Raw genomic sequence first — 25,887 nt, 5'->3', positions numbered from 1 at the left:
CCGGCTCAGAACTTGAGCCCGGCTTCACGGGCGGCGTCAGCCAGAGCGGCAATCCGCCCTGCGTATTTGTTTCCGCCGCGGTCGAACACGACGGTCTCCACACCCGCGGCCTTCGCACGCTCGGCGACGAGTGCGCCCACCTGCTTGGCCTGTGCGCTCTTGTCACCCTCGGCACCGCGGATCGACGCGTCGAGCGACGACGCCGAGGCCACGGTGTGGCCCGCCAGGTCGTCCACGACCTGGGCGACCATGTGGCGGTTCGAGCGCGTCACCACAAGGCGGGGACGGGCGGGAGTGCCCGAGACCTTCTTGCGGATGCGGATGTGACGGCGCTTGGCGGCGGCGCGCTTGTAGGCGTCGCCCTTAGCGATCTTCACGCCGTATGCCATGGCTTACTTACCAGCCTTTCCGACCTTGCGGCGGATGGTCTCGCCCGCGTACTTCACGCCCTTGGCCTTGTACGGGTCAGGCCGGCGCAGCTTGCGGATGTTGGCGGCGACCTCGCCGACCTTCTGCTTGTCGATGCCTTCGACCGAGAACTTGGTCGGCGACTCGACCTTGAACGAGATGCCCTCCGGCGCCTCGACCAGGATCGGGTGGCTGTAGCCCAGCGAGAACTCCAGGTTGGAGCCCTTCGCCTGGACGCGGTAACCCACGCCGCTGATCTCGAGTTCCTTGGTGAATCCCGCGGTCACGCCAGTGATCATGTTCGCCACCAGCGTGCGGGACAGACCGTGCAGGGCCCTGTTCCGGCTCTCGTCGTTCGGACGGGAGACGACCAGCGCGCCGTCCTCGCCCTTCACGATCTCGATGGGCGCGGCAACGGTGTGCGAGAGGGAACCCTTGGGTCCCTTCACGGCGACCGCCTGGCCATCGATGGTGACGTCCACACCGGCGGGAACCTGGATGGGGAGCTTGCCGATACGCGACATTGCTTTGCCTCCGTTCCCTTCCGTTACCAGACGTAGGCGAGGACTTCCCCGCCCACGCCCTTCTTCTGTGCCTGCTGGCCGGTGAGGAGTCCGTGGGAGGTGGAGATGATCGCCACTCCCAGGCCGCCGAGCACCTTGGGCAGGTTGGTGGACTTCGCGTAGACCCGCAGGCCCGGCTTCGAGATCCGCTTGATGCCTGCGATCGAGCGCTCGCGGTTGGGCCCGAACTTCAGCTCGAGCACGAGGCTCTTGCCGACGTGGGCCTCCTCCGTCCTCCAGCCGGTGATGTAGCCCTCCTGCTGGAGGATCTCCGCGATGTGCGACTTGATCTTGCTGTGCGGCATCGCGACGGAGTCGTGGTACGCCGAGTTCGCGTTACGCAGACGCGTCAGCATGTCCGCGATCGGATCGGTCATTGTCATGTGATGGCCTTCGGCCTCTCTCGCCGGGGTTTCCTGTGTGCGCCCTCCTTCTCCCCGTACAGGGACGGGACAGGTGGGGTGCGGGGACCTACGGCGTAGTAAGACGGTCACGGACGGCGGGCGGCCGGCCGCACGACTCGCGGTCGTACGACGGACGCCCTCCGGCCTTGATGCTCTTACCGAGAGCCCTGGCTGGCCCGTGTCCGCTCGCCCGCGAGGGACGAGCGACCGCGGGTTACCAGGAGCTCTTGGTGACGCCCGGCAGCTCGCCGCGGTGTGCCATCTGACGGAGGCACACACGGCACAGGCCGAACTTGCGGTAGACGGAGTGCGGACGGCCGCAGCGCTGGCAGCGCGTGTACGCGCGGACAGCGAACTTCGGCTTGCGGCCCGCCTTGGAGATCAGAGCCTTCTTCGCCATGGTCAGTTCTCCTTGAACGGGAAGCCGAGGTGACGGAGAAGGGCGCGGCCCTCGTCGTCGTTGGTCGCCGTGGTGACCACGGTGATGTCCATGCCCCGGACCCGGTCGATCTTGTCCTGGTCGATCTCGTGGAACATGACCTGCTCCGTGAGACCGAAGGTGTAGTTGCCCCGCCCGTCGAACTGCTTCTGCGACAGACCGCGGAAGTCGCGGATGCGCGGCAGCGCGAGGGAGAGCAGGCGGTCCAGGAACTCCCACATCCGGTCGCCGCGCAGCGTCACGTGCGCGCCGATCGGCATGCCCTCGCGCAGCTTGAACTGCGCGATGGACTTGCGGGCCTTGGTCACCGCCGGCTTCTGGCCGGTGATCGTGGCGAGGTCCTTGATGGCACCGTCCATCAACTTGGAGTCGCGGGCGGCGTCACCCACGCCCATGTTGACCACGATCTTGGTGAGACCGGGGATCTGCATGACGTTGTCGTACTTGAACTCGTCCTGCAGCTTGCCCTTGATCTCCGAGCGGTACCGCTGCTTGAGGCGCGGTGCTTCAGTGGTGGCAGTCATCAGATGTCCTCACCGGTCCGCCTGGCAACGCGGATCTTGTTGCCGTCGTCATCGAAGCGGTACCCGACGCGGGTGACGACCTTCTTGCCGTCCTTCTCCACCACGAGCTGCACGTTGCTCACGTGGACCGGAGCCTCGGTCGTCACGATGCCGCCCGTCTTCGAACCACGAGCGGTCTGGCCGGCCTTCGTGTGCTTCTTGACCCGGTTGACACCCTCGACCAGGACACGGTCCTCGCGGGGGTAGGCCACGATGACCTTGCCCTGCTTGCCCTTGTCCTTGCCGGTGATGACCTGGACCAGGTCGCCCTTCTTGATCTTCATCGTCACAGCACCTCCGGCGCGAGCGAGATGATCTTCATGAACTTCTTCTCGCGCAGCTCCCGGCCCACGGGGCCGAAGATGCGGGTGCCGCGGGGGTCGCCGTCGTTCTTGAGGATGACCGCCGCGTTCTCGTCGAAGCGGATGTACGAGCCGTCGGGCCGGCGGCGCTCCTTGACGGTGCGCACGATGACGGCCTTGACGATGTCGCCCTTCTTCACGTTCCCGCCCGGGATCGCGTCCTTGACGGTGGCGACGACGACGTCACCGACGCTCGCGTAGCGCCGGCCCGAACCGCCGAGAACACGGATGGTGAGAATCTCCTTCGCACCCGTGTTGTCGGCGACGCGCAGCCGGGACTCCTGCTGGATCACGTCTATCTCCTGATCGTCTGCCGGTTCCCGGCAGGGTCACACCTGCGGGGCGTGCCCTGCCGAGCCTGGCGGAACTTCCTGGGGGTCCCCAGGCCGATTGCCAAGCCGGTTCCGTTGCGGAACCGCTTACTTCGCCTTCTCAAGAATCTCGACGATGCGCCAGCGCTTGGTCGCGGACAGCGGCCGGGTCTCCATGAGGAGTACGCGGTCGCCGACCCCGGCGGCGTTCTGCTCGTCGTGCGCCTTGAGCTTGTTGGTACGGCGGATGACCTTGCCGTACAGCGCGTGCTTCACGCGGTCCTCGACGGCGACGACGACGGTCTTGTCCATCTTGTCGCTGACGACCAGACCCTCGCGGGTCTTGCGGAAACCGCGCTCCTTGGTTGCCTTCTCAGTCACATTCGTCTCGCTCATCAGGCGCTCTCCACCGTCTCGATGCCCAGCTCACGCTCACGCATCAGGGTGTAGATCCGGGCGATGTCCTTACGCACGGCCTTCAGCCGGCCGTGGTTCTCCAACTGCCCGGTCGCCGCCTGGAAGCGGAGGTTGAACAGCTCTTCCTTGGACTCGCGAAGCTTGCCGAGAAGCTCCTCGTCGCCCAGCTCACGCAGCTCGGAGGCCTTCGTACCGGCCGCCATCACGACTCACCTGCCTCGCGCCGAACGATCCGGCACTTCATCGGAAGCTTGTGGGCGGCGCGGGTGAGCGCCTCCTTGGCAATCTTCTCGTTCGGGTAGGACAGCTCGAACATCACCCGGCCCGGCTTGACGTTCGCGACCCACCACTCCGGAGAGCCCTTGCCGGAACCCATGCGGGTCTCGGCGGGCTTCTTCGTCAGCGGGCGGTCCGGGTAGATGTTGATCCACACCTTGCCGCCACGCTTGATGTGACGGGTCATGGAGATACGAGCTGCCTCGATCTGCCGGTTCGTCACATACGCGGCGGTCACGGCCTGGATGCCGTACTCGCCGAACGAGACTTCGGTGCCACCCTTGGCCATGCCCGTGCGCTTCGGGTGGTGCTGCTTACGGTGCTTGACCCTGCGCGGGATAAGCATGGCGGTCAGCCCTCCTTCCCGGCAGCGCCGGGCTCTGCCGCCGCACCGGCGGGCGCCGCGGCCTCGGCCTTGGGGGCCTCGGCGGGTGCGCTCTGCTGCTGCGGCTTGCGGCCGCGGCCGCCGCGCTCGCCACCACGACGGGGGCGGTCGCTGCCGCCACCGCGCGACGGGCGGTTGCCCGCACGGGCGGCGGCGTTCTCGGCGCGGACCTCAGCGATGTTCTTGACGTCACCCTTGTAGATCCAGACCTTCACGCCGATGCGGCCGAAGGTGGTCCTGGCCTCGAAGAAGCCGTAGTCGACGTTCGCGCGGAGCGTGTGCAGGGGCACGCGGCCCTCGCGGTAGAACTCCGAGCGGGACATCTCGGCGCCGCCGAGGCGGCCACCGCACTGGATCTTGATGCCCTTCGCGCCGGCCTTCATCGTCGTCTGCATGCTCTTGCGCATGGCACGGCGGAAGGAGACGCGGGAGGAAAGCTGCTCGGCGACGGCCTGTGCCACCAGTTGCGCATCCGTCTCGGGGTTCTTGACCTCGAGGATGTTGAACTGGATCTGCTTGCCGGTCAGCTTCTCCAGGTTGCCCCGGAGCCTGTCGGCCTCGGCGCCGCGGCGGCCGATGACGATGCCGGGACGTGCGGTGTGCACGTCGACACGGACGCGGTCACGGGTGCGCTCGATCTCCACCTTGGAGATGCCGGCCCGCTCCATGCCCTGCGTGAGCATCTTGCGGATCGCGACGTCTTCCTTGATGTAGTCCTTGTAGAGCTTGTCGGCGTACCACCGCGACTTGAAGTCGGTGGTGATGCCGAGGCGGAACCCGTGCGGGTTTACCTTCTGGCCCATTACCGGGTTCCTTCCTTGCTGCTCAAGACCACGGTGATATGGCTCGTCCGCTTGCGGATCCGGTAGGCACGCCCCTGGGCGCGCGGACGGAAACGCTTGAGGGTCGGGCCCTCGTCGACGTACGCCTCGGAGATGAAGAGGCTGTCGGCGTCCGTGTGGTCGTAGTTGTGTGCGGCATTGGCGATGGCGCTGTCGAGCACCTTGCCCACCGGCACGCTCGCGGCCTGCGGTGCGAAGCGCAGGACCGCCTGAGCCTCCGTGGCAGGCAAGCCACGGACGAGGTCCACCACCCGGCGGGCCTTCATGGGCGTGACGCGCACATAGCGCGCGGAGGCCCTGGCTTCCATGGTTGTCCCTTCGGTGTCAGTCATAGGTCTTCACACCCCGCCATCAGCGGCGACGCGACTTGCGGTCGTCCTTGACGTGGCCGCGGAAGGTGCGGGTCGGCGCGAACTCGCCGAGCTTGTGGCCGACCATCGACTCGGTGACGAACACCGGGACGTGCTTGCGGCCGTCGTGCACCGCGATCGTGTGGCCGAGCATGGCCGGGACGATCATCGAGCGGCGGGACCAGGTCTTGATGACGTTCTTGGACCCGGCGTCGTTCTGCGCGTCCACCTTCTTGATGAGGTGGTCGTCGACGAAGGGCCCCTTCTTGAGACTGCGCGGCATCTGATCCGCCTCCTAGCGCTTCTTGTTCGTCTTGCGGCGGCGGACGATGTACTTGTTGCTGGCCTTCTTCGGCGAGCGCGTACGCCCCTCCTTCTGACCCCACGGCGAGACCGGGTGGCGGCCACCGGAGGTCCGGCCCTCACCACCACCGTGCGGGTGGTCGATCGGGTTCATGACCACACCGCGGACGGTCGGCCGGACGCCCTTCCAGCGCATCCGGCCCGCCTTGCCCCAGTTGATGTTCGACTGCTCGGCGTTGCCGACCTCGCCGACGGTGGCGCGGCAGCGGACGTCGACCAGGCGGATCTCGCCGGACGGCATGCGCAGGTGGGCCATGCGGCCCTCCTTCGCCAGCAGCTGCACGGACGCACCGGCGGACCGGGCGAACTTCGCGCCGCCGCCGGGCCGCAGCTCGATGGCGTGGATCGTCGTACCGACCGGGATGTTGCGCAGCGCCAGGTTGTTGCCCGGCTTGATGTCGGCCCCGGGGCCGTTCTCCACGCGGCTGCCCTGCGCGAGGCCGGCGGGCGCCAGGATGTAGCGCTTCTCGCCGTCCGCGTAGTGCAGCAGCGCGATGCGCGCGGTGCGGTTCGGGTCGTACTCGATGTGCGCGACCTTGGCAGGCACGCCGTCCTTGTCGTGACGACGGAAGTCGATCACTCGGTAGGCGCGCTTGTGGCCGCCGCCCTGATGGCGAGCGGTCACACGACCGGCGTTGTTACGGCCGCCCTTGCTGTGCAGCGGGCGGACCAGTGACTTCTCCGGCGTGGACCGCGTGACCTCGACGAAGTCGGCGACACTGGCGCCACGACGGCCCGGAGTCGTCGGCTTGTACTTGCGGATACCCATTTCTCAGTCCTCGTCCGATATCGGACGGTCCTGCCTCCGTCAGGAGACCGGGCCGCCGAAGATGTCGATTCGGTCGCCCTCGACGAGGGTCACCACGGCGCGCTTGGTGTTGGCGCGCCTGCCGTAGCCGGTACGGGTGCGCTTGCGCTTGCCCTGCCGGTTGAGCGTGTTGACCCCGCTGACCTTGACCGAGAAGACCGCCTCGACGGCCTGCTTGATCTGGGTCTTGTTGGCACGGGGGTCGACGATGAACGTGTACTTGTTCTCGTCCAGCAGCGCGTAGCTCTTCTCCGAGACCACGGGCTTGATCAAGATGTCACGGGGGTCCGTGAACGTCTTGCTGGTGGCCTGGGCGGCTGTTGCCTCGCTCATCAGGCTTCGCTCCCTTCGAGCTCTGAGGTGGCAGCCTTCTGCGGGCCGGCCACGAAGGACTCGAAGGCGGCCTTGGTGAAGACCACGTCGTCGGAGACGAGCACGTCGTACGTGTTCAGCTGGCCCGGCTCCAGGATGTGGACCTGGGGCAGGTTCCGGGCGGAGAGCCAGGACGCCTCGTCGGCGCGCTCGGCGACCAGGAGCACGTGCTTGCGCTCGCTGACCTTGCCCAGCAGCGTCTTCGCGGCCTTCGTGGAGACCTCGCTCTCCACGACTCCGGAGACGACGTGCACGCGGCCGTGGCGGGCCCGGTCCGAGAGGGCACCGCGCAGGGCGGCGGCCTTCATCTTCTTCGGCGTCCGCTGCGAGTAGTCACGCGGCACGGGACCGTGCACGACGCCGCCGCCCGCGAACTGCGGGGCGCGCGTCGAGCCCTGACGGGCGCGGCCGGTGCCCTTCTGGCGGTACGGCTTCCTGCCGCCGCCGCGGACCTCGCCGCGGGTCTTCGTCTTGTGCGTGCCCTGGCGGGCAGCGGCCAGCTGGGCGACGACGACCTGGTGGATCAGCGGGACGCTGACCCGCGCGTCGAAGATCTCCGAGGGGAGCTCGACGGTCCCGGCCTTGTCGCCGGCAGGCGAAAGGATGTCAACGGTACTGGTAGTCATGGTTAACCTCAGGCCCCCTTGGCCGCGGTGCGGACCAGGACGAGGCCGCCGTTCGGACCGGGAACCGCGCCCTTGATGAGCAGCAGGCCCTTCTCCGCGTCAACGGCGTGGACGGTCAGGTTCTGGGTGGTGACCCGCTCGTTGCCCATGCGGCCGGGCATCCGCGTGCCCTTGAAGACACGGCCGGGTGTGGCGCAGCCGCCGATGGCACCGGGCTTGCGGTGGATGCGGTGCGCACCGTGCGAGGCCTTGCCGCCGCGGAAGCCGTGGCGCTTCATGCCGCCGGCGAAGCCCTTGCCCTTGGACTTGCCCGTCACGTCCACCTTGCCGCCGGCCTCGAAGGTGTCGGCGTTGATCTCCTGGCCGGGGCTGTACTCACCGGCGTCGGAGGTACGCAGCTCGACGAGGTGCCGGCGGGGAGTGACGTCGGCCTTGGCGAAGTGGCCCTTGAGGGGCTTGTTCACCTTGCGCGGGTCGATCTCGCCGAAGGCGATCTGAACGGCTTCGTAGCCGTCCTTGTCTGCGGTGCGGACCTGGGTCACGACATTGGGCCCGGCCTTGACCACGGTCACGGGCACGACGCGGTTGTTGTCGTCCCAGACCTGGGTCATGCCGAGCTTCTCGCCCAGGACGCCCTTGATCTGCTTAGCCATCTTCTTCCCGCACCCCTCAGAGCTTGATCTCGATGTCGACGCCGGCCGGGAGGTCCAGGCGCATCAGCGAGTCAACGGTCTTGGGCGTCGGGTCGAGGATGTCGATCAGACGCTTGTGGGTGCGCATCTCGAAGTGCTCGCGCGCGTCCTTGTACTTGTGCGGCGACTTGATGACGCAGTACACGTTCTTCTCAGTGGGCAGCGGCACCGGGCCCGCGACCGACGCGCCTGTGCGCGTCACCGTCTCGACGATCTTCTTCGCAGAGTTGTCGATGACCTCGTGGTCGTAGGCCTTGAGCCGGATGCGGATCTTCTGTCCCGCCATGGCTACTTCGTAGTCCTGTCTCTCGTAAACGCTCTGGAACCCATGGGTGCCGTCCTCCTCGACTCCCGACCCACGCGGTCGGGCGTGTCGTATCCCTTCCCGCAACGAACCGCGGAGGTTTCTCTCGAGAGAAAGGATTCGGGGGTACGGACCCACCGGGCGCCTGGTTGGAAGCCCCTCCTGCACTTCCCGGAAGATTCCCGTACTTCCGCTCCTGATAAGGGGCGACGAATACGCTGGGACTCGCTTCCGGTCCTCCCGGCGGGAGGCGTGCAGCATCGGCACTCAACCGAGCAACCTGGACAGTGTGCCATATGGCATTTGGCTCATGCCAATCGGCCCGATCTCCGGATTCGGAGGTGGGCCGCCGGGGCGGCGGGCGCGGGCGAACGGCCTCAGGCCTGCGAGCAGTTCAGCACATCGAGTGCGCGGTCCATGTGGTCCGCGGTGTTGCAGAGGTGGGGCGAGAGCCTGACGTTGCCCTCGCGAACCGCGATGTGGATCCCCTCACGTTCCAGACGCTCCGCGATCCGGTCGGCCCGGCCGCGGCGCGGGCCGAGCACCACGAGGTTGGAGCGCTCGCGGAGCGTCCGCGGGCCGATCACCTCGAAGAGCTCCGGGTCGACTCCGTCCAGCAGGCGCCGCACGAGCCGGCGGCCGTGCGCTTGGATCGCGGGCGGGCCGATGCCGGCGAGCAGTTCGACGGCGCTCTTCCAGGCCGCCGTGTCGAGGAAGTCGGCGGGACAGAAGACGTCAAGGTCACGCACCCCGCGGTCCTCGATCGTGTACGAGCGCATGTGCTCCAGCCCCCGTCCGCGCTGCTGGGCGAGCCAGTAGACGCGGTGCGGCTCGATCGCGGAAATCAGTGACGGCGCGAGCCAGGCGAACCCCGTGCCGTACGGGCCGCACATCCACTTGTAGCCGCACGAGACGAGGGCGTCGACGGGCGTCGAGGCGACGTCGACGGGACGGGCGCCGACCGCCTGCGAGCCGTTCACCACGAACAGGGCGCCGGCCTCCCGGCAGATCTCGCCGAGCGAGCCGAGGTCCGCGGCCGCGCCCGTGAAGGAGTCGACCCAGGTGAGCGCGAACACGCGCGTACGCGCGGTGAGCGAGGCCCGCACGCGCTCCGGATCGAGGAGCCCGTGCGGGCCCCGCGGCACGAACCGCACCCGTACGCCGTGGTGTTGCTGTGCGAGCCAGGGCAGCACGGTGGCCGGGTAGTCGCCCTCGACGCACAGCACCTCGTCGCCGTCCTGCCAACGCAGGCCGTACGCGACGAGGTTCAGGCCGTGCGAGGTGCTGTCGCCCAGCACGATCTCCTCCGGGCGTCCTCCGACGAACGCGGCGAGCAGGGAGCGCAGTTCCTCGGGTCGCTCGGTGAAAGCCTCGTCGGGGATGCGGTGCGGTGCGGCCTTCTCGTGTGCCGCCTCGCAGGCCGCATGTACGGCGGACGTGGGCATCGGCCCCTGATGCGCGGTGTTGAGCCAGACATGGCCGTCCGGGTCGCCGAAGTACGCGGTGTAATCGGGCAGTTCGGCCATGGCCTCCCCCGCCCTCGGGCTCCTCTCCGCCATGCGCTCGCCGTCCTCAGTGTCCGGCAGCCGTGGAGACGACGCAGTCGGCGCCGCGGCAGACGGCGTGCTCGCACAGCCGGCAGACGCGGCGCGCACCCGGCCTGTCGCCGGGAAGCTGCGGGAGCAGCCCCTTCAGCGCCTGCTCCAGGCCGGCGGTCTCCTCGGGAGTCAGCCGCCCGACGAGCCCTTCGAGCACCTGCCTGCGGGCGCGCAGCATCTCGTCGGCCGCCGCGTCCCCGTCCTCACTCAGGCTCAGTCCGCGCGTACGGCCGTCGGGGCCCGGGCCACGGACCAGGAGCCCCGAATCGACCAGCCGCCCCACGACCCGTACGCATCCGGAATGCGTGACCCCGAGGGTCTCGGCGAGCTCCGAGACGGACTGCCCGGGACGCGCCCGTACGGTCAGCACCGCGGCGACGGCCGCCGGATCGAGACCGGAGGCGTCCCGCAGCGCCCGGTCCAGCAGGTCGCCGAGGCCGACGGTCAGTGCGCCCAGCCAGTTCGCGGTCAGCGTCGTCATCGCAGAAGCATGACACAGACACATGTCTCGCGCATACGTTTTCGCGTGCTCGGCCTCAGGCGGCGACTCGGGTCATCCCGCCACGGACGCGGCTGCCGCGTGCGGGCTGCGGACGGCGTCGCCGCCGGGGACCGCCTCGGCGGCGTCCGCACCGGTGCCCACGATCCGGTTGTCCGCGTCGACGTGTACGACGGCGGGCCGCAGTGCACGCGCCTCCGCGTCGTCGACCTGGGCATAGCTGATCAGGATGACCAGATCGCCGGGGTGCACGAGGTGTGCCGCGGCCCCGTTGATCCCGATCACGCCCGAGCCCCGCTCGCCCTCGATGACGTACGTCTCCAGGCGCGAGCCGTTGGTGATGTCGACGATGTGGACCAGCTCGCCCGGCAACAGATCGGCGGCGTCTATGAGTTCGGCATCGACCGTGACGGAGCCCACGTAGTGCAGGTCGGCCTCGGTCACGGTGGCCCGGTGGATCTTGGACTTGAACATGGTGCGCAGCATGGCGTCGCTCCTGAGGAAGAAGGTCGCGCCCTCGCGAGGAGGTGCGCGCCGACCCCGCCATCGTATGCGACCGCGCGAGAAGCCCCGTAAGACGGCCTGTACGACGGGCCGTACGGCAAGACACGACGCGGCCCACGCCGACGAGCCGCCGTGGCTCATCGCGTGGGCCGTCGTACGCGCGTGGTTGGTCAGCCCTGCTTGATGGCCGAGACCTCGAACTCGAGCGTGACCTTGTCGCTCACCAGGAAGCCGCCGGTCTCCAGCGCGGCGTTCCAAGTGACGCCGAAGTCCTGGCGGTTGATCGTGGTGGTGCCCTCGAAGCCGATCCGGCTGTTGCCGAAGGGGTCGGTGGCCTGGCCCTCGTAGGTGAACGGAACGGTCACCGAGCGGGTCACGCCCTTGATGGTGAGGTCGCCGGTGACGTCGAACGCGTCGTCGCCGCTCTGCCGGACCTCCGTCGAACGGAAGGTGATCTCCGGGTGCTCGTCCATCTTCAGGAAGTCGTTGCCGCGCAGGTGGGCGTCGCGGTCGGTGTTGCGGGTGTCGATGCTCTCGGCCTTGATGACCAGTTCCACCGACGACCTCTCGGGGTTCTCACCGTCGATGTGGGCGGTGCCGGTGAAGTCGTTGAACGCCCCGCGCACCTTCGTCACCATCGCATGGCGCGCTACGAAGCCGATGCGGGTGTGGGTGGGATCGAGGGCGTAGTCCCCGGTCAGCTTGGCGTAATCGGTAGCAGTGGTCATGGCATTCCTCCAGATTCACAAGGGTCACGGTGCTTGCTTGCCTATGCGTGAACCTCGTTGAACGCTGAACTATTCCACTCACGGCCCACTGATTGCCGCTTGCCGGAGTGCGGTCTCCCCGGGCAGCACGAAGGGGCCCGTACGACGTGCGTCGTACGGACCCCTTCGCCGCCTTCAGGCCGGCAGCCCCCCTCGGAGAAGGGAGCGGCGGGTCACTTGATGATCTTCGTGACCTGGCCGGCGCCCACGGTACGGCCACCCTCACGGATGGCGAACTTGAGGCCCTCTTCCATGGCGACGGGCTGGATGAGCTGGACGCTCATCTCGGTGTTGTCGCCCGGCATGACCATCTCGGTGCCCTCGGGGAGGGTCACGACGCCGGTCACGTCGGTGGTACGGAAGTAGAACTGCGGGCGGTAGTTGTTGAAGAACGGGGTGTGCCGGCCGCCCTCGTCCTTCGACAGGATGTAGGCCTGGCCCTCGAACTCCGTGTGCGGGGTGACCGAGCCGGGCTTGATGATGACCTGGCCGCGCTCGACGTCCTCGCGCTTGATGCCGCGGAGCAGCAGACCGACGTTCTCACCGGCCTGGCCCTCGTCGAGGAGCTTGCGGAACATCTCGATGCCGGTGACGGTCGTCGAGGTCTTCTGCTCCTTGATGCCGATGATGTCGACGTTCTCGTTGACCTTCAGCACACCGCGCTCGATGCGGCCGGTGACGACCGTGCCGCGGCCGGTGATGGTGAAGACGTCCTCGATCGGCATCAGGAACGGCTTCTCGACGTCACGCTCGGGCTGCGGGATCGCGTCGTCGACGGCGTCCATCAGCTTGGCGATGGAGTCCGACCACTCGGCGTCGCCCTCAAGGGCCTTGAGCGCGGAGACCTTGACGACCGGAACGTCGTCGCCCGGGAACTCGTACTCGGAGAGCAGCTCACGGACCTCGAGCTCGACGAGCTCCATGATCTCCTCGTCGTCCACCATGTCCGCCTTGTTGAGGGCGACCACGATGTACGGCACGCCGACCTGGCGAGCAAGGAGGACGTGCTCCTTGGTCTGCGGCATCGGGCCGTCGGTGGCGGCGACCACGAGGATCGCGCCGTCCATCTGGGCGGCACCGGTGATCATGTTCTTGATGTAGTCCGCGTGACCCGGGCAGTCGACGTGAGCGTAGTGACGGTTCTCCGTCTGGTACTCGACGTGCGCGATGGAGATCGTGATTCCGCGCTGGCGCTCTTCGGGCGCCTTGTCGATGCTGTCGAACGCGGAAGCCTCGTTCAGCTCCGGGTACTTGTCGTGCAGCACCTTGGTGATCGCCGCGGTAAGAGTCGTCTTACCGTGGTCGATGTGACCGATGGTGCCGATGTTGACGTGCGGCTTAGTCCGCTCGAACTTCGCCTTCGCCACTGGGGTCCTCCTGTGGACTGGTGCTGTACACCCTCCACATTCTGCGGAGGGGTTCAGATGGTCGTTATGAACCGGTCAGGACCCCGAGGGGGATGCCCTTGACCAGTTCGCTTGGGGGGCTGGCGGCCGGGGACCCCGGCACAGCCGACGGACGAGCCGTACGGTCTGCACCGAAGTGCCCCGAATGCCTTTGCTCCAGCCTAAGGGTTGAGCAACGCGGTGTTACTCGCCCTTGGCCTTCGCGATGATCTCCTCGGCGACGCTCCGCGGAACTTCGGCGTAGGAGTCGAACTGCATGGAGTAGTTGGCACGGCCGGAGGTCTTGCTGCGCAGGTCTCCGACGTAACCGAACATCTCCGACAGCGGGACCAGGCCGGTGACGAGCTTGGCGCCACTCCGGTCGTCCATGGACTGAACCTGGCCACGACGGGAGTTGATGTCGCCGATCACATCGCCCATGTACTCCTCGGGCGTGGTGACTTCGACCTTCATCATCGGCTCCAGCAGCGCCGGGCTCGCCTTGCGCGCGGCATCCTTGAACGCCATGGAACCGGCGATCTTGAATGCCATCTCCGAGGAGTCGACGTCGTGGAAGGCACCGTCGAGCAGCGTCACGCGGACGCCGGTCAGCGGGTAGCCCGCCAGCACACCGAACTCCATGGCCTCCTGGCAGCCCGCGTCCACGGACGGGATGTACTCCCGCGGGATGCGGCCACCGGTGACCTGGTTGACGAACTCGTAGCCGTCACCTTCGAGCGGCTCGACGGCGATCTGCACCTTCGCGAACTGACCGGAACCACCGGTCTGCTTCTTGTGGGTGTAGTCCACCTTGTCGACCGCCTTGCGAAGCGACTCGCGGTACGCCACCTGCGGCTTGCCGACGTTGGCCTCGACCTTGAACTCGCGCTTCATGCGGTCGACCAGCACGTCCAAGTGCAGTTCGCCCATGCCCGCGATGATCGTCTGGCCGGTCTCCTCGTCGGTCTTGACCTGGAAGGACGGGTCCTCCTCGGCCAGCCGCTGGATCGCGACGCCCAACTTCTCCTGGTCGCCCTTGGACTTGGGCTCGATCGCGACCTCGATCACGGGAGCCGGGAACTCCATCGACTCGAGGATCACCGGGTTGCTCGCGTCGCAGAGAGTCTCACCGGTGGTGGTCTGCTTGAGACCCATGACGGCGACGATGTCGCCGGCACCCACCGACTCGATCTCCTCACGCTTGTTCGCGTGCATCCGGTAGATCTTGCCGATGCGCTCCTTCTTGCCCTTCACCGAGTTCATCACCTGCGAGCCGGTTTCCAGCTTGCCGGAGTAGACCCGGATGAAGGTGAGCTTGCCCAGGTGCGGATCGCTCGCGATCTTGAATGCGAGCGCCGACATGGGCTCCTGCTCCGACGGCTTCCGCGACAGGACCTCTTCCGGGTCCTTCACGGAGTGACCCTCGATCGCCTCGACGTCCAGCGGGGACGGGAGGTAGCGGGCGATGGCGTCGAGCAGGGGCTGAACGCCCTTGTTCTTGAACGCCGTTCCGCAGAAGACGGGGGTCACGGTGGTGGTGCCCTCGGCGCCGGTGGAGGCGAGGGTGATACGGCGGATCGCCGCGTAGAGCTGCTCCTCGGTGGGCTCCTGGCCCTCCAGGTACAGCTCCATCATCTCCTCGTCGTTCTCCGCGACGGCCTCGAGCAGATTGCCGCGCCACTCGTCGGCGGCCTCGGCGTGCGTGGCCGGGATGTCGACGGTGTCGTACATCTCGCCCATCTTCGCCTCGGGCGACCAGACCAGCGCCTTCATGCTGACCAGGTCGACGACGCCCTTGAAGTCCGCCTCGGTCCCGATCGGGATCTGCATGACCAGCGGCACCGCACCGAGGCGGTCCACGATCATGTCGACGCAGCGGTGGAACTCCGCGCCGGTGCGGTCCAGTTTGTTGACGAAACAGATGCGCGGCACGCCGTACCGGTCCGCCTGACGCCAGACGGTCTCGGACTGCGGCTCGACGCCGGCCACGCCGTCGAACACCGTCACGGCACCGTCGAGCACACGCAGCGCACGCTCCACCTCGACGGTGAAGTCGACGTGGCCGGGGGTGTCGATGATGTTGATGGTGTAGTCGACGTCGTTGAGCGGCCAGTGAGTGGTCGTCGCGGCAGACGTGATCGTGATGCCGCGCTCCTGCTCCTGGGCCATCCAGTCCATCGTGGCAGCGCCGTCGTGGACTTCACCGATCTTGTAGCTGCGACCGGTGTAGAACAGGATCCGCTCGGTGGTCGTCGTCTTGCCCGCGTCGATGTGGGCCATGATCCCGATGTTCCGGACCTTGGCCAGGTCAAGTGAAGTGGTAGCCATAAGGCTTCAGTCTTCTCTCGGTCTCGATGGGGTCTGCGACTACCAGCGGTAGTGCGCGAAGGCCTTGTTGGACTCGGCCATCTTGTGAGTGTCCTCGCGCTTCTTCACGGCGGCACCGAGCCCGTTGGAGGCGTCGAGCAGCTCGTTCAGCAGGCGCTCGGTCATGGTCTTCTCGCGGCGGGCGCGCGAGTAACCCACGATCCAGCGCAGCGCGAGCGTGGAGGAACGGCCGGGGCGGACCTCGACCGGAACCTGGTATGTGGCGCCACCGACGCGCCGCGAGCGGACCTCGAGGGTCGGCTTGACGTTCTCCAGCGCGCGCTTGAGGGTGATGACCGGGTCGTTGCCGGTCTTCTCCCGCAGGCCCTCCATGGCGCCGTAGACGATGCGCTCCGCAGTGGAGCGCTTGCCGTTCAGCAGCACCTTGTTGATGAGGGACGTCACCAGAGGAGAGCCGTAGACCGGGTCGATGATGACCGGGCGCTTCGGGGCGGGGCCCTTACGAGGCATGGTTACTTCTCCTTCTTGGCGCCGTAGCGGCTGCGAGCCTGCTTGCGGTTCTTGACGCCCTGCGTGTCGAGGGAGCCGCGGATGATCTTGTAGCGAACACCCGGCAGGTCCTTCACACGGCCGCCGCGCACGAGCACGATGGAGTGCTCCTGCAAGTTGTGGCCCTCACCCGGAATGTAGGCCGTGACCTCGATCCCGCTGGTCAGACGCACACGCGCGACCTTACGCAGGGCCGAATTCGGCTTCTTCGGGGTGGTCGTGAAAACACGCGTGCAGACGCCGCGACGCTGAGGGGAACCCTCGAGTGCGGGCGTCTTGTTCTTCTCGACCTTGTCCTGCCGGCCCTTCCGGACCAGCTGCTGGATCGTAGGCACCGTTTCTCCGGTTTCTGTGTGCCGTCTCGGTAAAGCTAACCTGGGCCACTCTCCCGACCCACGAGGTCGGGCGTGTCGAAAACCGCACAGCCCCGCGCCAAGGCGAAGGGCCCTCCTCAGGTGAGAAGCATGCAGATCCGGTGCCGCCGTTCGCACTTCCCGAGCGTCTGATCGCTTACGAGAGAGCAGGGGGCACCCCAGGCACAAGGTCAGAGCGTACCTATCGCGTCGTCCCCGGTCAAAACAAGCCTCCACGCTGCCCACGGATCACACGGGCCCCAGGTCGGCGGCCTGTCAGAGCACGGCGAAGACGACCGCCAGCAGCCCCGTCAGTGCCATGCAGATCCATCCCAGCAGCAGCCCGGCCACCGCCGCGCTCTCGCCGCGCTCTCCCGTGCGCCGCACCTCGCGGCGCGCCTTGTGCCCGAGGATCACGCTCGGCGCCGCTCCCAGCCAGAAGAGGTAGGGGGCGTTGAGGCCGTACATCAGCGGCGCCGTGAACGCGGAGAAGACAGGCGCGGCGATGCCGCAGACGAGCGCCGCGGTCGCCGTGCTGTTCTGCCGCCGCGGAAAGGTGTACGGCATCACCGTTTGCGGCTGGAAGGGCATCAACTGGCCCTGGCCGGACGGACGTTGGAAGGTAGGCGGAACGGCACTGGGCCCGTTGGGCACATCCCCCGTCAGCTGCTGGAGCTCCTCGACCGTACGGGCCGCGACGGCTCGCCCGACCCTGTAGTCGTACTCGTCCTTGTTCAGCCGTCCCTCCGCGTACGCGGCCTTGAGTACGTCTGCCGCCCGGTCCCGGTCAGCGTTCCCGGCGAGCATCCGACCACCCCCTCCGGATCATCATGCACGGAGGGCGGCCGCTCCGGGTAGGAACGGCCGCCCTCTGTAGCAGAGCTATGACCTCGGGTCAGGCGTTGTACGGACCGTAGTCGTAGTCCTCCAGCGGGACCGCCTGGCCGGAGCCCGTGCCGAACGGCGAGTAGTCGATGTCGTCGTAGCCGACGGCCGAGTACATCGCCGCCTTCGCCTCCTCGGTGGGCTCCACCCGGATGTTGCGGTAACGGGACAGGCCCGTACCGGCCGGGATGAGCTTGCCGATGATGACGTTCTCCTTGAGGCCGATCAGGGAGTCGGACTTGGCGTTGATCGCCGCGTCCGTCAGGACCCTGGTCGTCTCCTGGAAGGACGCCGCCGACAGCCACGACTCGGTGGCCAGCGAAGCCTTGGTGATGCCCATCAGCTGCGGACGGCCGGAGGCCGGGTGGCCGCCTTCCGCCACGACGCGACGGTTCTCACCCTCGAACTTCGTACGCTCCACCAGCTCGCCCGGCAGCAGCTCCGCGTCGCCGGACTCGATGATCGTCACGCGGCGCAGCATCTGCCGGATGATGATCTCGATGTGCTTGTCGTGGATCGAGACGCCCTGCGAGTTGTAGACCTTCTGGACCTCGCCGACCAGGTGCACCTGGACCGCACGCTGGCCGAGGATGCGCAGCACGTCGTGCGGGTTGGTGGCACCCACCGTCAGCGCCTGGCCGACGGAGACGTGGTCGCCCTCGCCCACCAGCAGCCTGGCGCGCTTGCTGACCGCGTACGAGGTCTCGTCCGAGCCGTCGTCCGGGGTGACGACGACCTTCTTGGTCTTCTCCGTCTCCTCGATACGGACCCGGCCGGCCGACTCCGAGATCGGCGCGACGCCCTTGGGCGTACGGGCCTCGAACAGCTCGACCACACGCGGCAGACCCTGCGTGATGTCGTCACCGGCCACACCACCGGTGTGGAAGGTGCGCATCGTCAGCTGGGTGCCGGGCTCACCGATCGACTGGGCCGCGATGATGCCGACGGCCTCGCCGATGTCGACGAGCTTGCCGGTGGCCAGCGAACGCCCGTAGCACATGGCGCAGGTGCCGACCGCCGACTCACAGGTCAGGACGGAGCGGGTCTTGACGGTCTCGACGCCGTGCCGCACCAGCTCGTCGATGAGCACGTCGCCCAGGTCGGTGCCGGCCGGGGCCAGCACCTTGCCGTCGACGACGATGTCCTCGGCGAGGCAGCGCGCGTACACGCTGGTCTCGACGTCCGCGGCCTTGCGCAGCACGTCGTCGGCGCCCTTGGCCGCGATCTCCAGCTTGAGGCCGCGGTCGGTGCCGCAGTCCTCCTCGCGGATGATCACGTCCTGGGAGACGTCGACGAGACGACGCGTCAGGTAGCCCGAGTCCGCGGTACGCAGGGCGGTGTCCGCGAGACCCTTGCGGGCGCCGTGCGTGGAGATGAAGTACTCCAGCACGGAGAGGCCCTCACGGAACGACGCCTTGATCGGCCGCGGAATGGTCTCGTTCTTCGCGTTGGACACCAGACCGCGCATACCGGCGATCTGACGCATCTGCATCATGTTCCCTCGGGCGCCCGAGTCGACCATCATGAAGATCGGGTTCGTCTTCGGGAAGTTGTCGCTCATCGCCTCGGAGACCTCGTTGGTCGCCTTCGTCCAGATCGCGATGAGCTCCTGCGTGCGCTCGTCCTTGGTGATCAGACCGCGCTCGTACTGCTTCTGGACCTTCTCGTCCTGCGCCTCGTAACCGGCGATGATCTCCGGCTTGGCGTCGGGGACGACGACGTCCGAGATGGCGATGGTCACGCCGGAGCGGGTCGCCCAGAAGTAACCGGCCGACTTCAGGTTGTCCAGCGCGGCCGCCACGGTGACCTTCGGGTAGCGCTCGGCCAGATCGTTGACGATCTGGGAGAGCTCCTTCTTGCCGACCGAGTACTCGACGTACGGGTACTCCTCGGGCAGCAGCTCGTTGAAGAGCGCACGGCCCAGCGTCGTACGCAGCCGGAAGCCGTCGCCGGGCTGCCACTCGGGCTCGCCCTGCTCGGGCAGCGGCGGCGTCCAGTCCGCCGGCGGCACGGAACCGATCGGGAAGCGGATGTCGATCTCGGCCTGGAGCGAGAGCTCCCCGGCGTCGAAGGCCATGATCGCTTCGGCGGTGGAGTTGAACGACCTGCCGTCGCCGACGGTCTCGCGCTGCTCCTCGGTGGTGGTGAGGAAGAACAGCCCGAGCACCATGTCCTGCGTCGGCATGGTCACCGGCCGGCCGTCGGCCGGCTTGAGGATGTTGTTCGAGGACAGCATCAGGATGCGGGCCTCGGCCTGCGCCTCCGCGGACAGCGGCAGGTGCACGGCCATCTGGTCACCGTCGAAGTCCGCGTTGAACGCGGTGCACACGAGCGGGTGGATCTGAATGGCCTTGCCCTCGACCAGCTGCGGCTCGAAGGCCTGGATGCCGAGGCGGTGCAGCGTCGGTGCGCGGTTGAGCAGCACCGGGTGCTCCGCGATGACCTCTTCCAGCACGTCGTACACGACCGTGCGGCCGCGCTCGACCATGCGCTTCGCCGACTTGATGTTCTGCGCGTGGTTGAGATCCACCAGGCGCTTCATCACGAACGGCTTGAAGAGCTCCAGCGCCATCGCCTTCGGCAGACCGCACTGGTGCAGCTTGAGCTGCGGGCCGACGACGATCACCGAACGGGCCGAGTAGTCGACGCGCTTGCCGAGCAGGTTCTGCCGGAAGCGGCCCTGCTTGCCCTTGAGCATGTCGGACAGCGACTTCAGCGGACGGTTGCCGGGGCCCGTGACGGGGCGACCGCGGCGGCCGTTGTCGAAGAGCGCGTCGACGGCCTCCTGAAGCATCCGCTTCTCGTTGTTCACGATGATCTCGGGCGCACCGAGGTCGAGCAGACGCTTCAGCCGGTTGTTCCGGTTGATGACGCGGCGGTAGAGGTCGTTCAGGTCGGAGGTCGCGAAGCGGCCACCGTCCAGCTGCACCATCGGACGCAGGTCCGGCGGGATCACCGGCACGCAGTCCAGCACCATGCCCTTGGGGCTGTTGCTGGTCTGGAGGAAGGCCGAGACGACCTTGAGGCGCTTCAGCGCCCGGGTCTTCTTCTGGCCCTTGCCGGTACGGATGATCTCGCGGAGCCGCTCCGCCTCCTCGTCCAGGTCGAACGTCTCCAGGCGCTTCTGAAGGGCAGCGGCGCCCATGGAGCCGTCGAAGTAGGTGCCGAAGCGGTCGCGCAGCTCGCGGTAGAGCAGCTCGTCGCCCTCCAGGTCCTGGACCTTGAGGTTCTTGAAGCGGGACCACACCTCGTCGAGGCGGTCGATCTCGCGCTGCGCGCGGTCGCGGATCTGCTTCATCTCGCGCTCGGCGCCCTCGCGCACCTTGCGCCGTACGTCCGCCTTGGCACCCTCGGCCTCGAGCTCGGCCAGGTCGGACTCCTGCTTCTTGGCGCGGGTCTCCAGGTCGGCGTCGCGGCGCTGCTCGATCTGCTGGCGCTCGACGCCGACGTGCGCCTCCAGGGAGGGCAGGTCGCGCGTGCGGCGCTCCTCGTCGACGTACGTGATCATGTACGCCGCGAAGTAGATGACCTTCTCCAGGTCCTTCGGAGCCAGGTCCAGCAGGTACCCGAGGCGCGACGGAACGCCCTTGAAGTACCAGATGTGCGTGACGGGCGCGGCCAGTTCGATGTGGCCCATCCGCTCGCGGCGCACCTTGGCGCGGGTGACCTCGACACCGCAGCGCTCACAGATGATGCCCTTGAAGCGGACGCGCTTGTACTTGCCGCAGTAGCACTCCCAGTCCCGGGTCGGACCGAAGATCTTCTCGCAGAAGAGTCCGTCCTTCTCGGGCTTGAGGGTGCGGTAGTTGATGGTTTCGGGCTTCTTGACCTCGCCGTGCGACCACTGACGGATGTCGTCAGCGGTGGCCAGGCCGATCCGCAGTTCGTCGAAGAAGTTGACGTCGAGCACTCTCGTCAATCCCTCTCAGGGTTGTGTCGATGAATGGTCTGAGCGGGGTTTGGAGGGGTCTCCTCCAGGCCCCCAGGGCCGAAGGGGGAGGCCGGAACGCCTGGCGATCGCGTCCCGGCCAGACCCGTCAGACCTCTTCGACGCTGCTCGGCTCGCGCCGGGACAGGTCGATACCGAGCTCTTCCGCCGCGCGGAAGACGTCTTCGTCCGTGTCACGCATCTCGATGGACATGCCGTCCGAGGACAGCACCTCCACGTTGAGGCAGAGCGACTGCATCTCCTTGATGAGCACCTTGAACGACTCAGGGATGCCCGGCTCGGGGATGTTCTCGCCCTTGACGATGGCTTCGTAGACCTTCACGCGGCCGGTGACATCGTCGGACTTGATGGTGAGCAGCTCCTGCAGTGCGTACGCGGCGCCGTACGCCTCCAGTGCCCACACCTCCATCTCACCGAAGCGCTGGCCACCGAACTGTGCCTTACCGCCCAGCGGCTGCTGGGTGATCATGCTGTACGGGCCGGTCGAGCGCGCGTGCAGCTTGTCGTCGACCAGGTGGTGCAGCTTGAGGATGTACATGTAGCCGACCGAAATCGGGTCCGGGAACGGCTCGCCGGAGCGGCCGTCGAACAGGTGCGCCTTGCCGGAGGGCAGAACCATCCGGTCGCCGTCCCTGTTCGGCACGGTGGCCTGGAAGAGGCCCGCGATCTCGTCCTCGCGCGCACCGTCGAAGACCGGGGTGGCCACGTTGGTGCCCGAGGCGACGTCGTCCGCGCCGATCTGCTGGAGCCGCCGCGCCCACTCCTCGTCGATCCCCGCCACGTTCCATCCCTGGGAGGCGAGCCAGCCCAGATGGATCTCCAGCACCTGTCCCGGGTTCATGCGGGACGGGACGCCGAGCGGGTTGAGGATGACGTCGACCGGGGTGCCGTCCTCCAGGAACGGCATGTCCTCGACCGGGAGGATCTTGGAGATGACGCCCTTGTTGCCGTGACGGCCGGCGAGCTTGTCGCCGTCGGTGATCTTCCGCTTCTGCGCGACGTACACACGCACCAGCTGGTTCACACCCGGGGGCAGTTCGTCCCCCTCCTCGCGGTCGAAGACGCGGACGCCGATGACCTTGCCGGTCTCGCCGTGCGGCACCTTCAGCGAGGTGTCGCGGACCTCGCGGGCCTTCTCACCGAAGATCGCGCGAAGCAGCCGCTCCTCGGGGGTCAGCTCCGTCTCGCCCTTGGGCGTGACCTTGCCGACCAGGATGTCGCCCGCCTCGACCTCGGCACCGATGCGGATGATGCCGCGCTCGTCGAGGTCGGCGAGGACCTCCTCGGAGACGTTCGGGATGTCCCGGGTGATCTCCTCGGGGCCGAGCTTGGTGTCACGGGCGTCGACCTCGTGCTCCTCGATGTGGATCGAGGAGAGGACGTCGTCCTGCACCAGACGCTGGCTGAGGATGATCGCGTCCTCGTAGTTGTAGCCCTCCCACGGCATGAACGCGACGAGCAGGTTCTTGCCGAGCGCCATCTCGCCTTCGTCGGTGGACGGACCGTCGGCCAGGACCTGGCCCTCGATCACGCGCGAGCCCTCGTCCACGAGCACCTTCTGGTTGAAGGAGGTGCCCTGGTTGGAGCGGGTGAACTTCGCGACGCGGTACGTGGTGTAGGTGCCGTCGTCGTTGGCCACCGTGACGTAGTCGGCGGAGACCTCCTGGACGACACCGTCCTTCTCGGCCTTGATGACGTCGCCGGCGTCGACCGCGCAGCGGTACTCCATGCCGGTGCCGACCAGCGGCGACTCGGCCTTGATGAGCGGCACGGCCTGCCGCATCATGTTCGACCCCATGAGCGCGCGGTTGGCGTCGTCGTGCTCGAGGAAGGGGATCATGGCCGTCGCGACCGACACCATCTGGCGCGGCGAGACGTCCATGTAGTCCACGTCGTCACCGGGGATCAGGTCGACCTCGCCGCCGCGGCGGCGGATGAGCACCCGGTCCTCGGCGAAGCGCATCTCCTCGGTGAGCGGCGCGTTCGCCTGGGCGATGACGAAGCGGTCCTCCTCGTCGGCGGTCAGGTAGTGCACCTCGTCGGTGACGACCCCGTTGATCACCTTGCGGTACGGGGTCTCCACGAAGCCGAAGGCGTTCACGCGGCCGTACGACGCGAGCGAGCCGATCAGGCCGATGTTCGGGCCTTCCGGCGTCTCGATCGGGCACATGCGGCCGTAGTGCGAGGGGTGCACGTCACGGACCTCGAAGCCCGCGCGCTCACGGCTCAGACCGCCCGGGCCCAGCGCCGAGAGGCGGCGCTTGTGGGTGAGGCCCGAGATCGGGTTCGTCTGGTCCATGAACTGCGACAGCTGGCTGGTCCCGAAGAACTCCTTGATGGAGGCGACGACCGGCCGGATGTTGATCAGCGTCTGCGGCGTGATCGCCTCGACGTCCTGAGTCGTCATCCGCTCACGGACCACGCGCTCCATGCGGGCCAGGCCCGTGCGGACCTGGTTCTGGATCAGCTCGCCGACGTTGCGCAGGCGGCGGTTGCCGAAGTGGTCGATGTCGTCGGTCTCGATGACGATCTGGTCGCCCTCGGCCGACGTCGACTCGGTCTCCCCCGCGTGCAGCTTGACCAGGTACTTGATCGTCGCGATGACGTCGGCGGTGGTGAGCACGCCGGAGTCCAGCGGCTCCTCGCCGCCGAGCTTCTTGTTGATCTTGTACCGGCCGACCTTGGCGAGGTCGTACCGCTTCGGGTTGAAGTAGAGGTTCTCCAGGAGCGTCTGCGCGGCCTCACGCGTCGGCGGCTCGCCCGGACGCAGCTTGCGGTAGATGTCGAGCAGCGCGTCGTCCTGCCCCTGGGTGTGGTCCTTCTCCAGGGTGGCGCGCATCGACTCGTACTGGCCGAACTCCTCCAGGATCTGCTCGTTCGTCCAGCCGAGCGCCTTGAGGAGGACGGTCACCGACTGCTTGCGCTTGCGGTCGATGCGCACGCCGACCATGTCGCGCTTGTCGACCTCCATCTCCAGCCACGCACCCCGGGACGGGATGATCTTGGCGGAGTAGATGTCCTTGTCGGAGGTCTTGTCGATGGAGCTGTCGAAGTAGACACCCGGCGAGCGGACGAGCTGCGACACGACGACGCGCTCGGTGCCGTTGATCACGAAGGTGCCCTTGTCCGTCATGAGCGGGAAGTCGCCCATGAAGACGGTCTGGGACTTGATCTCGCCGGTCTCGTTGTTCGTGAACTCGGCGGTGACGAAGAGCGGAGCCGCGTACGTGAAGTCGCGCTCCTTGCACTCGTCGATCGAATTCTTAGGGGGCTCGAAACGGTGGTCGCGGAAGGTCAGCGACATCGACCCGGAGAAGTCCTCGATCGGGGAGATCTCCTCGAAGATCTCTTCCAGACCGGACTTCGTCGGGACGTCGTTTCCACTCTCCAGCGCAGCCTCGACCCGGGACTTCCAGGCTTCGTTGCCGAGCAGCCAGTCAAAACTCTCGGTCTGGAGCGCAAGGAGATTGGGAACCTCGAGAGGCTCCTTGATCTTCGCAAAAGAGATACGCAGCGGGGCGGTGCTGGCGCCGTTGTTCGAATTGGCGGTCGAGGCAGTGCGCGAGGCGGCCAAGAGGGGGTCCTTCCGAGGGCTCGGACTCTCTACGCGCATACCGGTGCCCCTGGTGACGGGCAGGGAGCAGCTAACAGGCAGCGCAAAGGGTCAGTGTAGCCTCAAGGCCCACTGATGTCCAGAGCAGATTTCCGGGACCGGGCCTCGGTCCCGGTCTCCGCCTCCAGCCGGTGGCAATCTCTCCTCCGGGAGGACCCTGTCCTTCGTTCCCTCCGGGAGGGCCCCCTAGTTGTTCATCTCTGCCGCGGCCCGTCCCGACGGCCTCGGTACGTCAGGGCGGAACGTGCTTGCCGCAACACTTCCCGCTTCGTCCTCGATCCATGCCTCGGAACCCGGATCGATGCGAACGGCGCGTCCAGAGAATTGCGCGCCAAGTGCCGTTCGTCAAGGGCCCCACGGCAGCGAAGATCACCATACCCGCCCGTTCCGAGGGGTCTCGCGAGCGCTTCGAAGACGCCGAAGGGCGACCACCCGGCTGGGTGATCGCCCCTGGCTGGGGGGTCTCACGACCCCGTCGATCACTTGACCTCGACGGAGGCGCCGGCGCCCTCGAGGGACTCCTTCGCCTTGTCCGCGGCGTCCTTCGCGACCTTCTCGAGGACCGGCTTCGGGGTGCTGTCCACGAGCTCCTTGGCCTCCTTCAGACCCAGCGAGGTCAGCTCGCGCACGACCTTGATGACCTGGATCTTCTTGTCGCCGGCGCCGGTGAGGACGACGTCGAACTCGTCCTGCTCCTCGGCCTCCTCGGCGGCACCGCCACCCTGGCCGGGGGCGGCGACGGCGACGGCGGCCGGAGCCGCGGCCTCGACGTCGAACTTCTCCTCGAAGGCCTTCACGAACTCGGAGAGCTCGATGAGGGTCATGTCACTGAACTGCTCGAGCAGCTCGTCCTGGCTGAGCTTCGCCATGGTGGCGGTCCTTCCACTAGTCCGGCTGGTGCCGTGTGTATGAATCGACGGGTTCGTCAGGCTTGGAGCCCGCTGTGACCGGGTGCGTGTGACTGCCCGGCCT

The 25,887-nt window shown here is 67.3% G+C and carries 30 protein-coding genes; all 30 read right to left on the bottom strand.

Features of this window, described 5'->3' with window-relative positions; translation table 11 throughout:
- Positions 1-5 precede the first annotated feature (5 nt).
- On the bottom strand, positions 6-389 hold the full coding sequence (rplR, locus tag QQM67_RS01315; protein ID WP_314171563.1) for a 50S ribosomal protein L18: 384 nt from the start codon (positions 387-389) through the stop codon (positions 6-8).
- Between the two features lie 3 nt (positions 390-392).
- The gene (gene rplF, locus QQM67_RS01310) at positions 393-932 is read right to left on the bottom strand and encodes a 50S ribosomal protein L6 (RefSeq protein WP_314171561.1); all 540 of its coding nucleotides are present in this window, start codon (positions 930-932) and stop codon (positions 393-395) included.
- Between the two features lie 23 nt (positions 933-955).
- Positions 956-1,354, bottom strand: coding sequence for a 30S ribosomal protein S8 (gene rpsH / locus QQM67_RS01305; RefSeq protein ID WP_314171560.1), 399 nt, complete (start codon positions 1,352-1,354; stop codon positions 956-958).
- Positions 1,355-1,589: 235 nt separating this feature from the next.
- Entirely contained in the window at positions 1,590-1,775 is a 186-nt protein-coding gene (locus QQM67_RS01300) for a type Z 30S ribosomal protein S14 (protein WP_019354939.1), read from the bottom strand.
- Between the two features lie 2 nt (positions 1,776-1,777).
- Complete coding sequence (rplE, locus tag QQM67_RS01295; RefSeq protein ID WP_314171558.1) at positions 1,778-2,338, bottom strand: 50S ribosomal protein L5; 561 nt, start codon at positions 2,336-2,338, stop codon at positions 1,778-1,780.
- On the bottom strand, positions 2,338-2,661 hold the full coding sequence (gene rplX / locus QQM67_RS01290; protein ID WP_314171557.1) for a 50S ribosomal protein L24: 324 nt from the start codon (positions 2,659-2,661) through the stop codon (positions 2,338-2,340). The genes rplE and rplX overlap by 1 nt, the downstream gene beginning before the upstream one ends.
- A gap of 2 nt (positions 2,662-2,663) precedes the next feature.
- The gene (gene rplN, locus QQM67_RS01285; RefSeq protein WP_314171556.1) at positions 2,664-3,032 is read right to left on the bottom strand and encodes a 50S ribosomal protein L14; all 369 of its coding nucleotides are present in this window, start codon (positions 3,030-3,032) and stop codon (positions 2,664-2,666) included.
- A gap of 126 nt (positions 3,033-3,158) precedes the next feature.
- Positions 3,159-3,446 (bottom strand): 30S ribosomal protein S17, encoded by a 288-nt coding sequence (rpsQ, locus tag QQM67_RS01280; RefSeq protein ID WP_314171555.1) that lies wholly within the window; start codon positions 3,444-3,446, stop codon positions 3,159-3,161.
- Positions 3,446-3,670 carry a 50S ribosomal protein L29 gene (rpmC, locus tag QQM67_RS01275; RefSeq protein ID WP_028433254.1) on the bottom strand — a complete coding sequence of 75 codons (225 nt, stop codon included), beginning with the start codon at positions 3,668-3,670 and terminating at the stop codon, positions 3,446-3,448. The genes rpsQ and rpmC overlap by 1 nt, the downstream gene beginning before the upstream one ends.
- Positions 3,670-4,089 carry a 50S ribosomal protein L16 gene (gene rplP, locus QQM67_RS01270; protein WP_028433867.1) on the bottom strand — a complete coding sequence of 140 codons (420 nt, stop codon included), beginning with the start codon at positions 4,087-4,089 and terminating at the stop codon, positions 3,670-3,672. The genes rpmC and rplP overlap by 1 nt, the downstream gene beginning before the upstream one ends.
- 5 nt (positions 4,090-4,094) lie before the next feature.
- A complete protein-coding gene (rpsC, locus tag QQM67_RS01265) occupies positions 4,095-4,931 on the bottom strand; it encodes a 30S ribosomal protein S3 (RefSeq protein ID WP_241060851.1) in 837 nt (278 codons plus the stop codon).
- Positions 4,931-5,278: a 50S ribosomal protein L22 gene (gene rplV, locus QQM67_RS01260; protein ID WP_314171553.1), complete on the bottom strand. Its 348-nt coding sequence runs from the start codon at positions 5,276-5,278 to the stop codon at positions 4,931-4,933. Before rplV ends, rpsC begins: the two co-directional genes overlap by 1 nt.
- A 43-nt stretch (positions 5,279-5,321) precedes the next feature.
- Positions 5,322-5,603 (bottom strand): 30S ribosomal protein S19, encoded by a 282-nt coding sequence (gene rpsS, locus QQM67_RS01255; protein WP_055485903.1) that lies wholly within the window; start codon positions 5,601-5,603, stop codon positions 5,322-5,324.
- Positions 5,604-5,615: 12 nt separating this feature from the next.
- Positions 5,616-6,452 carry a 50S ribosomal protein L2 gene (gene rplB / locus QQM67_RS01250; RefSeq protein ID WP_070008918.1) on the bottom strand — a complete coding sequence of 279 codons (837 nt, stop codon included), beginning with the start codon at positions 6,450-6,452 and terminating at the stop codon, positions 5,616-5,618.
- A 39-nt stretch (positions 6,453-6,491) separates the two neighbouring features.
- Positions 6,492-6,824, bottom strand: a complete 333-nt coding sequence (gene rplW, locus QQM67_RS01245; protein WP_314171551.1) for a 50S ribosomal protein L23 — start codon at positions 6,822-6,824, stop codon at positions 6,492-6,494.
- Positions 6,824-7,489, bottom strand: a complete 666-nt coding sequence (rplD, locus tag QQM67_RS01240) for a 50S ribosomal protein L4 (protein ID WP_314171550.1) — start codon at positions 7,487-7,489, stop codon at positions 6,824-6,826. Before rplD ends, rplW begins: the two co-directional genes overlap by 1 nt.
- An 8-nt stretch (positions 7,490-7,497) precedes the next feature.
- Entirely contained in the window at positions 7,498-8,142 is a 645-nt protein-coding gene (rplC, locus tag QQM67_RS01235; protein ID WP_314171549.1) for a 50S ribosomal protein L3, read from the bottom strand.
- A 16-nt stretch (positions 8,143-8,158) separates the two neighbouring features.
- Entirely contained in the window at positions 8,159-8,467 is a 309-nt protein-coding gene (gene rpsJ, locus QQM67_RS01230; protein WP_016909683.1) for a 30S ribosomal protein S10, read from the bottom strand.
- Positions 8,468-8,862: 395 nt separating this feature from the next.
- Positions 8,863-10,044, bottom strand: coding sequence for an aminotransferase class V-fold PLP-dependent enzyme (locus QQM67_RS01225; RefSeq protein ID WP_314171548.1), 1,182 nt, complete (start codon positions 10,042-10,044; stop codon positions 8,863-8,865).
- Positions 10,045-10,057: 13 nt separating this feature from the next.
- Positions 10,058-10,564: a MarR family winged helix-turn-helix transcriptional regulator gene (locus tag QQM67_RS01220; protein WP_314171546.1), complete on the bottom strand. Its 507-nt coding sequence runs from the start codon at positions 10,562-10,564 to the stop codon at positions 10,058-10,060.
- Positions 10,565-10,636: 72 nt separating this feature from the next.
- Positions 10,637-11,068 (bottom strand): aspartate 1-decarboxylase, encoded by a 432-nt coding sequence (panD, locus tag QQM67_RS01215; protein ID WP_314171545.1) that lies wholly within the window; start codon positions 11,066-11,068, stop codon positions 10,637-10,639.
- Between the two features lie 188 nt (positions 11,069-11,256).
- A complete protein-coding gene (locus QQM67_RS01210; RefSeq protein WP_314171544.1) occupies positions 11,257-11,814 on the bottom strand; it encodes a YceI family protein in 558 nt (185 codons plus the stop codon).
- Between the two features lie 212 nt (positions 11,815-12,026).
- Positions 12,027-13,220 (bottom strand): elongation factor Tu, encoded by a 1,194-nt coding sequence (gene tuf / locus QQM67_RS01205; RefSeq protein ID WP_314171543.1) that lies wholly within the window; start codon positions 13,218-13,220, stop codon positions 12,027-12,029.
- A gap of 222 nt (positions 13,221-13,442) precedes the next feature.
- Positions 13,443-15,566, bottom strand: a complete 2,124-nt coding sequence (fusA, locus tag QQM67_RS01200) for an elongation factor G (protein WP_314171541.1) — start codon at positions 15,564-15,566, stop codon at positions 13,443-13,445.
- A 39-nt stretch (positions 15,567-15,605) separates the two neighbouring features.
- A complete protein-coding gene (gene rpsG, locus QQM67_RS01195) occupies positions 15,606-16,076 on the bottom strand; it encodes a 30S ribosomal protein S7 (RefSeq protein ID WP_028433241.1) in 471 nt (156 codons plus the stop codon).
- 2 nt (positions 16,077-16,078) lie between these two features.
- The gene (rpsL, locus tag QQM67_RS01190) at positions 16,079-16,450 is read right to left on the bottom strand and encodes a 30S ribosomal protein S12 (protein WP_003948652.1); all 372 of its coding nucleotides are present in this window, start codon (positions 16,448-16,450) and stop codon (positions 16,079-16,081) included.
- A gap of 294 nt (positions 16,451-16,744) precedes the next feature.
- Positions 16,745-17,275: a DUF1707 and DUF4190 domain-containing protein gene (locus tag QQM67_RS01185; RefSeq protein WP_314171524.1), complete on the bottom strand. Its 531-nt coding sequence runs from the start codon at positions 17,273-17,275 to the stop codon at positions 16,745-16,747.
- Positions 17,276-17,363: 88 nt separating this feature from the next.
- Positions 17,364-21,263, bottom strand: coding sequence for a DNA-directed RNA polymerase subunit beta' (locus tag QQM67_RS01180; RefSeq protein ID WP_314172202.1), 3,900 nt, complete (start codon positions 21,261-21,263; stop codon positions 17,364-17,366).
- Between the two features lie 127 nt (positions 21,264-21,390).
- Entirely contained in the window at positions 21,391-24,876 is a 3,486-nt protein-coding gene (gene rpoB, locus QQM67_RS01175; protein WP_314171522.1) for a DNA-directed RNA polymerase subunit beta, read from the bottom strand.
- A 518-nt stretch (positions 24,877-25,394) separates the two neighbouring features.
- A complete protein-coding gene (gene rplL, locus QQM67_RS01170; RefSeq protein WP_070017404.1) occupies positions 25,395-25,784 on the bottom strand; it encodes a 50S ribosomal protein L7/L12 in 390 nt (129 codons plus the stop codon).
- Positions 25,785-25,887 lie beyond the last annotated feature (103 nt).

It is taken from the genome of Streptomyces winkii, assembly GCF_032248595.1.
Lineage (GTDB): Bacteria > Actinomycetota > Actinomycetes > Streptomycetales > Streptomycetaceae > Streptomyces > Streptomyces winkii.
This window is presented reverse-complemented; position numbering and strand designations above follow the sequence as displayed.